The sequence below is a fragment of the Microcoleus sp. C2D2 genome (assembly GCF_036702495.1).
Lineage (GTDB): Bacteria > Cyanobacteriota > Cyanobacteriia > Cyanobacteriales > Microcoleaceae > Microcoleus.
On the sequence record NZ_JAUBTO010000227.1, the window covers coordinates 1 to 8,425 of the forward strand.

Consider the following 8,425-nt stretch of genomic DNA (forward strand, 5'->3'; position numbering starts at 1 on the left):
AAGGTTTCATCCTATTTTACCTTTTTTTGTCTACCCCCTTGACAATTTGCACTTTTTCTTAACTTGTCACAAATGACCGTCAACCGTCAACCGTCAACCGTCAACCGTCAACCGTCAACCGTCTTCCTTCTTCCTTCTTCCTTCTTCCTTCTTCCTTCTTCCTTGCGATCGCCCCTCAAACTTCGCTATTATAGAAAGTTGCAGTTAAAACCCCACAAGCAACGATCATGGCCAAGCGCGTCCAATTAGTTTTAAATAAAGATGTCAGCAAACTCGGCAAAGCTGGCGACGTAGTAGAAGTAGCCCCGGGGTACGCCCGCAACTACCTAGTACCCCAAGGAATGGGATTTAGAGCCACTCCGGGCATTCTCAAGCAAGCAGAGCGCCGCCGTGAAGAAGAAAGAGTGCGCCAGCTAGAGCTCAAGCAGCAAGCTGAAGTCCGCAAAACCGCCCTCGAATCGGCTGGGCCTTTCATCATCTCCAAGCAAGTTGGCGAAGCAGACGCGATTTTTGGTACAGTTACCAACCAAGAAGTAGCAGAACTGATTTTTAACTCTACGAGTCAAGAAGTCGATAGGCGCGGCATCACCCTACCCGAAATTCGCCAAACTGGTACATACAAAGCTGAAATCAAACTTCACGCAGAAGTTACCGCCGAAGTTGATATTCAAGTTATTCCGATGTAATTAAGAGTTATCAGTCATCAGTCATTAGTTGTTAGTCATTAGTCATTAGTTGTTACATTAGTCATTAGTTGTTAGTCATGAGTCATTAGTCATTAGTCATTAGCTAAGAACGGAGTACCGCTAACTAAGAAGTGAGTAACGCTAACTAAGGACTGAGGACTGCTAACTTGCAGATTTAAAACTGAGGACTCATCACTGGCAACTAATAACTATAGGATTTACGCAAAAAATGGTTTAAGGCGCTATAGGTAGGAATAAGGTGCGCCCATAAGCAGCCTACAGATAGAGTTGGTGCGTAAGTCCTAAACTAATGACTAACAACTAATGACTAACAACTAATGACTAATGACTAATAACTAATGACTGAGGACTATTGACTAATGAGCGATTTGATGCCGACAAATATAGAGGCAGAAGAAGCAATTTTGGGCGGGATTTTAATTGACCCCGAAGCTATTTCCCGAATTGCCGAACTTCTGCGGCCGGAGTTTTTTGCCATCACCGCTCATCAAGTCATTTATCGATCGGCATTAGACCTATTTTTACAGGGTCAGCCTACGGATTTAATGACGGTAACAACTCGGCTAACGGACCGCAACCAGTTAGAGCAAGTAGGAGGACTAACTAAATTAGCACAATTAGTCGATCGCACAGTTTCAGCAGTCAACATCGACCAATATGCAGTTTTAGTTGAAGACAAATATCAGCGCCGCAAATTAATCGAAGCTGGCCATAACATAGTACAATTAGGCTACGACACAGCAGCACCGCTAGAAACAGTCTTAGACCGCGCCGAACAAGAAATTTTCAGCATAACTCAAGAACGTCCGCAACAGGATTTAGTGTCGATCGGCGAAACGCTAAACCAAACATTTCAAGACCTAGAAAATCGCAATGAAGGTCTCGCACTTCCCGGCATTTCCTGCGGTTTTTATGACTTAGATTCTATGACAGGAGGCTTTCAGCGATCGGATTTAATCATCGTTGCGGCTAGGCCGGCGATGGGAAAAACGGCTTTCTGTACCAACATCGCCCACCACATCGCCGCTGGAAAGGAGAAATTTCCGGTTGCCGTTTTCAGCTTAGAAATGTCGAAAGAACAGCTAGTGCAGCGTATTCTGTCCAGCGAAGCCAAAATAGAAAGTAACCGATTGCGATCGGGTAAAATCAGTCAAAACGAATGGGAACCAATCAGTACAGCCATTGGAAATTTATCAGAACTACCGCTGTTTATTGACGATACTCCCAATATTACCGTCACAGAAATACGATCGAAAGTCCGCCGCCTCCAAGCAGAACAAGGCGGAACCCTAGGATTAGTCTTGCTAGATTACCTGCAATTAATGGAAGGTAGCAGCGACAACCGCGTGCAAGAACTATCTCGAATTACCAGAAGTCTTAAAGGTTTAGCCCGCGAACTCAACGTGCCGATTATTGCCTTATCTCAGTTGAGTCGGGGTGTGGAAGCGAGGACAAACAAGCGGCCGATGATGTCTGATTTACGCGAAAGTGGATGTCTCGGTGGCGATAGTTTAGTTACCCTGGCGGATAGTGGATTAGAAGTCCCGATTCGTGATTTAGTCGGCAAATCTGGCTTTGCTGTTTGGGGATTAAATTCAGATACCCTGAAACAGGAAAAAGCGATGGTGACTAATGCTTTTTGTACAGGAGTCAAGCCCGTCTGGGAGATGACGACTTGCTTGGGAAATTCGATTACAGCAACAGGCAATCATAAATTCTTTACATCAGAGGGTTGGAAGCGGTTAGATGAATTAAAAATAGGCGATCGAATTGCTACACCTCGCTCAATTCCTTGTACTGAAGTGCAGACGATGGGTAATGCTGAATTAGCTTTACTAGGACATTTAATTGGTGATGGTTGTACTTTACCCCGACATACCATTCAGTACACGACGCGAGAATTAGATTTAGCTGAATTAGTTGCACATTTAGCTAGAGAAGTATTTGGCGATCAAATTAATCCCCGCATTAAACGCGAACGCGATTGGTATCAAGTTTATCTCCCCGCTAGTTATCGTCTCGCTCCCAATATTAAAAATCAGATTACTAAATGGCTCGACCAATTAGAAATATTTGGTTTACGTTCCCATGAAAAATTTATTCCCAGTTTAGTATTTACCCAACCGCAAGAATCGATCGCTCTTTTCCTTCGACACCTATGGGCAACTGATGGTTGTATCCGCACGAGTAAAGACAATTCCCACTATCCCAGTGTTTACTATGGATCTAGTAGCGAAAAACTAGCGCGGGGAGTTCGATCGTTATTATTAAAATTGAATATTAATGCCTCTTTTAAATCCATTTCCCAAGGAAATAAAGGGCGAACTCAATATCAAGTATGGGTAGGTGGGAAGCAAGAACTAGAAAAATTTGTATATCGGATTGGTGCGGTTGGCAATTATAAACAAGAAAGTTTAGTCGCCGTCAAAATATATCTAGAAAAATCTGTAGGGGCTAATACCAACCGAGATTTAATTCCCAACCAAGTTTGGCGAACCCAAGTTAATATGGCCAGAGAACGTTTGGGTTTAACAACTAAACAAATTCAAGCAAGTTTGGGCGTGCGCTATTGTGGCGACAGTTCCTATCCATGTGATATCAGTAGAGAACGAGCTACACAGTTAGCTACTCTTCTAGAATCTGAAGAAATTCTGAAAATTGCTGTTAGCGATATCTACTGGGATAAAATAAAAAAAATAGATTTCATCGGCGAAGAAATGGTTTACGATCTAACGGTAGAGAAAGTTAAAAGCTTTGTTACACAAGGATTGTACGCTCATAATAGTATCGAGCAAGACGCGGATTTAGTAATTATGCTCTACCGCGATGAATATTACAATCCTGATTCGCCCGATCGCGGAATTGCAGAAGTAATTATTACCAAACACAGAAACGGGCCCACAGGAATCGTCAAACTATTATTTGACCCCCAATTTACCTGCTTTCGCAATCTGGCATCTCCGAAGCGATCTTAAATTAACCAGGGCTTATATTATGTCCGTTGAATTGGCAGTTATAAAATTTTGTCGATCGAGTGGGGCCGGCTTTATAGATATTGTCGATAGGAATGAAAGATTGTTGGTGAAACCTGCCCCTACAAATATTGTGGTTAATTTACCGGACGTGATATTACACAGAAACCCGGTTTCTAAAAAAAACCAGGTTTCTAAACACCGTAAAAGTTTTACGTTTAATTAAGTTGAGCTACCTAGCCACCGATTCTCAACAATTCCACATCAAAAATCAGCGTAGCATTAGGAGGAATCACTCCGCCCGCACCGCGAGCGCCGTAACCGAGTTCAGGGGGAATAATCAACTGGCGGCGGTCTCCAACTTTCATCGTACCGACACCTTCATCCCAACCCTTAATTACTTGACCCACGCCAATTTTGAACTCAAAAGGAGAATTGCGATCGCGCGAACTGTCAAACTTCGTGCCATCCTCCAAAGTTCCAGTGTAGTGGACCACAACCCTCTGCCCGGTTTTTGGAGTCGCCCCATTACCCTTTTTCAATTCAACATATTTCAGACCTGAATCTGTGGTGACAGTTTTCTCAGTATTATCAGTCATGTTATTGCCAGCGATAGTAGCTGGTACTTCCGGTAAAGTAGCATCAGCTACTAGCAAGCTATCTTCTTCCAAAGACGGCGCTGACAGCTTCTCAATAGCAGTCTCGGGTAAAAGATTGTTCAATTCGGCGGCAACTGCTTGGGACCCTGAACCGCCCATTTGAGCTACTATCAAAAACACAAAGCAAACCAGCATTACCCCCAAGCTGACTAGAACTCCTCGCAAAATTAATCCTCCTGATACTTTTAACCGCGATATCTCAGATATCTAAGACATCTAGTACAACAAGAACTAGCAAATTTTATCTGAACTTTTCCACCAAACAAGGGCTGGTGTCAGATAATTTTAAAGGCAAAAGTATGAAGTCAGAATGTTTGTAATTCTACATAAATGGCTTCTACATAAGTGCCTTTTTGAGCCTTCTGCCTTCGGGTGACAATCTTATCACAAGATAGCAGCGAACCGTCGAGCCCGATCGAACTCAGCGCCAGTTACGGTTTTCTAAATCCCGCATCTGACGTTCAAGACGATCGAGCCTTCCCCGCAACTCATCCATTTCGGACTGTCGGGGAACTCCCATATCTTGCAGGATATTCCGTAGTTGCCGCTGCAACTGCGTATCCCAATTGCCCTGCTCGGACTTGAGCTGCTCGGTCATGTCATCGACAAAGGTTTTGGCTTGCTCGGAATTGATTTTGCCATCTTTGACCCATTGCTCGCTGACTTCCTGCAATTTTTCGGCCACCAGGGAGGTAGTACCAATGCCGAACATTACCAGTTGTTTGAGTAAGTTGCTATTGTTATCCATATATTTTTCCTACTGTTTGCCCCTTCATACCCTATCGGCTCAGGTCGCCTGCTGTCGCTGCCAAACCATCTGTACACTTAAAGTTACATCAGCGCTGACCTACCTTTCTATTTTGGAGCATTCAGCCGCCTGATGGCGAGTCGAGCGTATCGATCGGCGTTCGGTAAACCCGCTAAGGAGCTACCGACAAAATTACCCAATCACCTGCTGTCTATGCCTGATTGCCCCCGCTGTCACCAACCTGTAGACGCCCGAGCCATCGCCTGCGCGCACTGCAAAACCCCTCTCAAAGCTTTCGGTCATCCGGGTATCCCCCTTTATCGATCGCCACCCGAAGAATTTCTGTGTACTACCTGTATTTATCACGAAGACGACACTTGCAACTACCCCCAGCGTCCCTTTGCCAAAGAATGCACGCTTTATCACGATCGAGCTGAGCCGCTTGTGCCACAGACGAGCCGTTACATCAGCGGCGGCTGGCCACAATCAATCAAAAATTGGTGTCAGCGCCATCTCGTTTGGTTAGCTTTATTAGGTTTAATTATTATTAGCATTGCTCTGTCGATTTAATCGGATTGTACAAAGCGTAGAATAGAGATATCTCTGTTAATATGGGTTGCTCTGTTATTTTGTAAATTATTCATGAGTTACGTATTGGGCATCGACGGCGGCGGCACTAAAACTATCTGCATCTTAATGGACGAAAACCACGTTATTTTGGGACGGGGCGAAGCAGGGCCGTCAAATTATCAAACGCTGGGAATTGAGGCAGCAAAACAATCGCTCCAATTGGCGATCGAACGAGCAGTTATGTCCGCTAATATCGAGGAGGCTGTGGGCAATCTCAACATAGAAGCAATCGGTCTGGGACTAGCAGGCGTCGGGCGTCCAAAAGATATTGAAATACTGCAATTTGTAGTGCAGAACTTGCAGTTGGCAAATACTTTACCAGTAACCCAATCATTCCTGCCCAGAAATATAGTAATTTGCAGCGACTGCGCGATCGCACTTGCTGGCGGCACGGGCTATCCAGTGGGTATCACCGTTATTTCAGGAACCGGTTCGATTGTTTTCGGGCAAAACAGTCAAGGGAAAACTAAACGAGTCGGCGGTTGGGGATATATTTTAGGCGATGAAGGCAGCGGATATGACATCGCCATTCAGGGTTTGCAAGCTGCTTTGAGGTTCTATGACGGACGCGCCGAGTTTACAGCACTTGCGGAAAAATTTCAAAACCATTTAGGCCTAAATCACCTAGAAGAATTGGTAGAAGTCGTTTACCGGCGCGGTTGGGGAGTGAAAGAAATTGCAGCTTTAGCGCCGATTGTCGATCGAGCCGCAGCAGAGGGCGATCGCGTCGCTGACGGCATTATCAATAGTGCTGTAGCAGAATTAACCTCTTCTACAAAAATAGCCATTTCAGCGCTATTTAACCAAACAGAAGAATTTGAAATTGCGCTCGTAGGAGGTGTGTGGGGTGGCGAGGCAAATTTCCGGGGTCGGTTTGAAGCGGCAATAAGTGCTCACGCCCCAAAAGCTAAGGTAATTTCGCCCCGATACGAACCAGCTTTCGGTGCTGGATTATTAGCCTTAAACGCTCTCAACAATTAACCTTCCCGAGGCTTCGTGCTGGGATTTCACCTTAACTGTTAGAGGCTAAGGGGGACGAGGCATCGAAATCTCTCCTTTATCCTCCTTATCTTCCCAATCTTACCGATTTTCTCGATTTTTCCAAATATTAAAATTATTGATTATCTACCTTATCTTCCCAACTTGTAGAATTCCAGCCTGCCATAATTAAAACATCAGATGAATGCGAAACCAGAAACAAATTTAGCATTAGTGCGTTCCTAAGTAAACCAAAACCGCAGCAAGGAGACAATTCATATGATTACTTCTCAAAAATGGCGTTCAGCAACAGCAGCCATCCTCGCACTGGGCATTACAGTTGCAACCAGCGCGCCGCTGGTGGTAGCTACTCCTGCAGAAGCTCAACAACGAATTTCACAATTTGATAGCATCCGAATTCCGTCGGGCAGTGTAATACCAGTTAGCTATGAAAAAGACAAAATAGTTGTCACCCGCGAAGAAACTGCACCTTTAACTTTAACAGTAGCGCGAGACATCCGCACAGCTCAAGGCCGAGTATTAATCCCCGCAGGCAGCCAGATAGTCGGGGCATTGCAACCTGTCAGAAGAGGCAATCAAATAGGTACTCAATTTGTTGCCAGAGAGTTAATTATCAGCCGCCGCCAACGCTATCGGATTGACGGAACTTCAGGAATTATTACCAGAACCGAAAGAGTCCAAAAAGGTAGTGGCACAGGTTCATTAGCGCAAGGTGCAGCATTGGGTGCAGCAGCAGCAGCAGCACTAGCAGGCATTACCGGCGACAAAGCCATCGCGACTGAAGAAGTATTGGGAGGCGCTGGGCTCGGCGCTTTAGCTGGAGTATTGTTGGGGCGGCGCAGCGTTGACGTGATCGTGATTCGCCCGCAACAGGATTTGGCAGTAAGATTGCGATCGGACATCGTACTCCGCTAATAAGCTGTGTTGCATCTAGATTGCCTATGGTATTAGAGAGGGAGAGGGGGTGAAGGGGAGAGGGGGAGAGGATTTGACGATTTTTGATCGGGACTCGAAATATACAATTTAAATGCACAACAGCTTATTGGGATCTCCCGATTAATTATTTGCAGTAAAACATTGTCGATCGCTAACTTGTGGTCTCCCGATAATTGGCTAGGCATACTGTTAAGGTTGTGCCTAGCCATGTTTGTTGGCGCAATTATTGGATGGGAGCGCCAACTCAGACACAAACCAGCGGGATTGAGAACTCATATGCTAGTAAGTATGGGTTCTGCACTGTTTGTTTTAATACCGCTGGCAATGGGTAAAAATGAAAACGGACTAGATGCTGTAGAGCGCGTAATTCAAGGCATTACTGCCGGGATTGGGTTTTTGGGAGCCGGAGAAATCCTGCGGCAAAGTCAACAGGAAATAGGCAAAGTAGAAGTTCACGGCCTCACCTCTGCCGCCGCTATTTGGGTGTCAGCAGCTTTAGGAACTGCGGCAGGATGCGGGTTGTGGCAACTGGCATTAATTGGCGCTTTAATGTCGCTGTTTGTTCTGAGAGTAATTAAAAAGTTAGAGGATCGGAGTCGGAAATAGTCTCAGTCATTATATAATGTCTGGTAAAATAACCGTTATAAAGTTTGTAGTGACGACGGAAGTCCGAGGGAGTTTTATGAGGACTAAAGTCCAATGGCACTGAAAAAGTGAGCAAAAAAAAATCTGTAAGGCAAGATATACATAGATAATTGCCTTACAAACCAAAAT

Annotated in this window: 8 protein-coding genes; 6 read left to right on the forward strand and 2 right to left on the reverse strand. The window is 45.0% G+C overall.

The window, feature by feature from the left end:
• Positions 1-227 precede the first annotated feature (227 nt).
• On the forward strand, positions 228-686 hold the full coding sequence (gene rplI, locus QUB61_RS35970) for a 50S ribosomal protein L9 (protein ID WP_333135839.1): 459 nt from the start codon (positions 228-230) through the stop codon (positions 684-686).
• Between the two features lie 380 nt (positions 687-1,066).
• The gene (locus QUB61_RS35975; RefSeq protein ID WP_333135837.1) at positions 1,067-3,682 is read left to right on the forward strand and encodes a replicative DNA helicase; all 2,616 of its coding nucleotides are present in this window, start codon (positions 1,067-1,069) and stop codon (positions 3,680-3,682) included.
• Between the two features lie 233 nt (positions 3,683-3,915).
• Here the strand turns inward: QUB61_RS35975 and QUB61_RS35980 are convergent, their stop codons facing one another.
• On the reverse strand, positions 3,916-4,503 hold the full coding sequence (locus QUB61_RS35980) for an FKBP-type peptidyl-prolyl cis-trans isomerase (protein ID WP_333135835.1): 588 nt from the start codon (positions 4,501-4,503) through the stop codon (positions 3,916-3,918).
• A 256-nt stretch (positions 4,504-4,759) separates the two neighbouring features.
• Positions 4,760-5,086 carry a phasin family protein gene (locus QUB61_RS35985; protein ID WP_333135833.1) on the reverse strand — a complete coding sequence of 109 codons (327 nt, stop codon included), beginning with the start codon at positions 5,084-5,086 and terminating at the stop codon, positions 4,760-4,762.
• Positions 5,087-5,299: 213 nt separating this feature from the next.
• Here QUB61_RS35985 and QUB61_RS35990 point away from each other — a divergent pair, with 213 nt between their 5' ends.
• The 4 genes from QUB61_RS35990 to QUB61_RS36005 all read left to right on the forward strand — a co-directional run bounded on the left by QUB61_RS35990 (position 5,300) and on the right by QUB61_RS36005 (position 8,257).
• Positions 5,300-5,656 (forward strand): zinc ribbon domain-containing protein, encoded by a 357-nt coding sequence (locus QUB61_RS35990; protein WP_333135841.1) that lies wholly within the window; start codon positions 5,300-5,302, stop codon positions 5,654-5,656.
• Between the two features lie 72 nt (positions 5,657-5,728).
• Entirely contained in the window at positions 5,729-6,697 is a 969-nt protein-coding gene (locus QUB61_RS35995) for a BadF/BadG/BcrA/BcrD ATPase family protein (RefSeq protein ID WP_333135831.1), read from the forward strand.
• Between the two features lie 276 nt (positions 6,698-6,973).
• Positions 6,974-7,630 carry a hypothetical protein gene (locus tag QUB61_RS36000; protein ID WP_333135829.1) on the forward strand — a complete coding sequence of 219 codons (657 nt, stop codon included), beginning with the start codon at positions 6,974-6,976 and terminating at the stop codon, positions 7,628-7,630.
• A 228-nt stretch (positions 7,631-7,858) separates the two neighbouring features.
• Entirely contained in the window at positions 7,859-8,257 is a 399-nt protein-coding gene (locus QUB61_RS36005) for an MgtC/SapB family protein (protein WP_333135828.1), read from the forward strand.
• Positions 8,258-8,425: the final 168 nt, after the last annotated feature.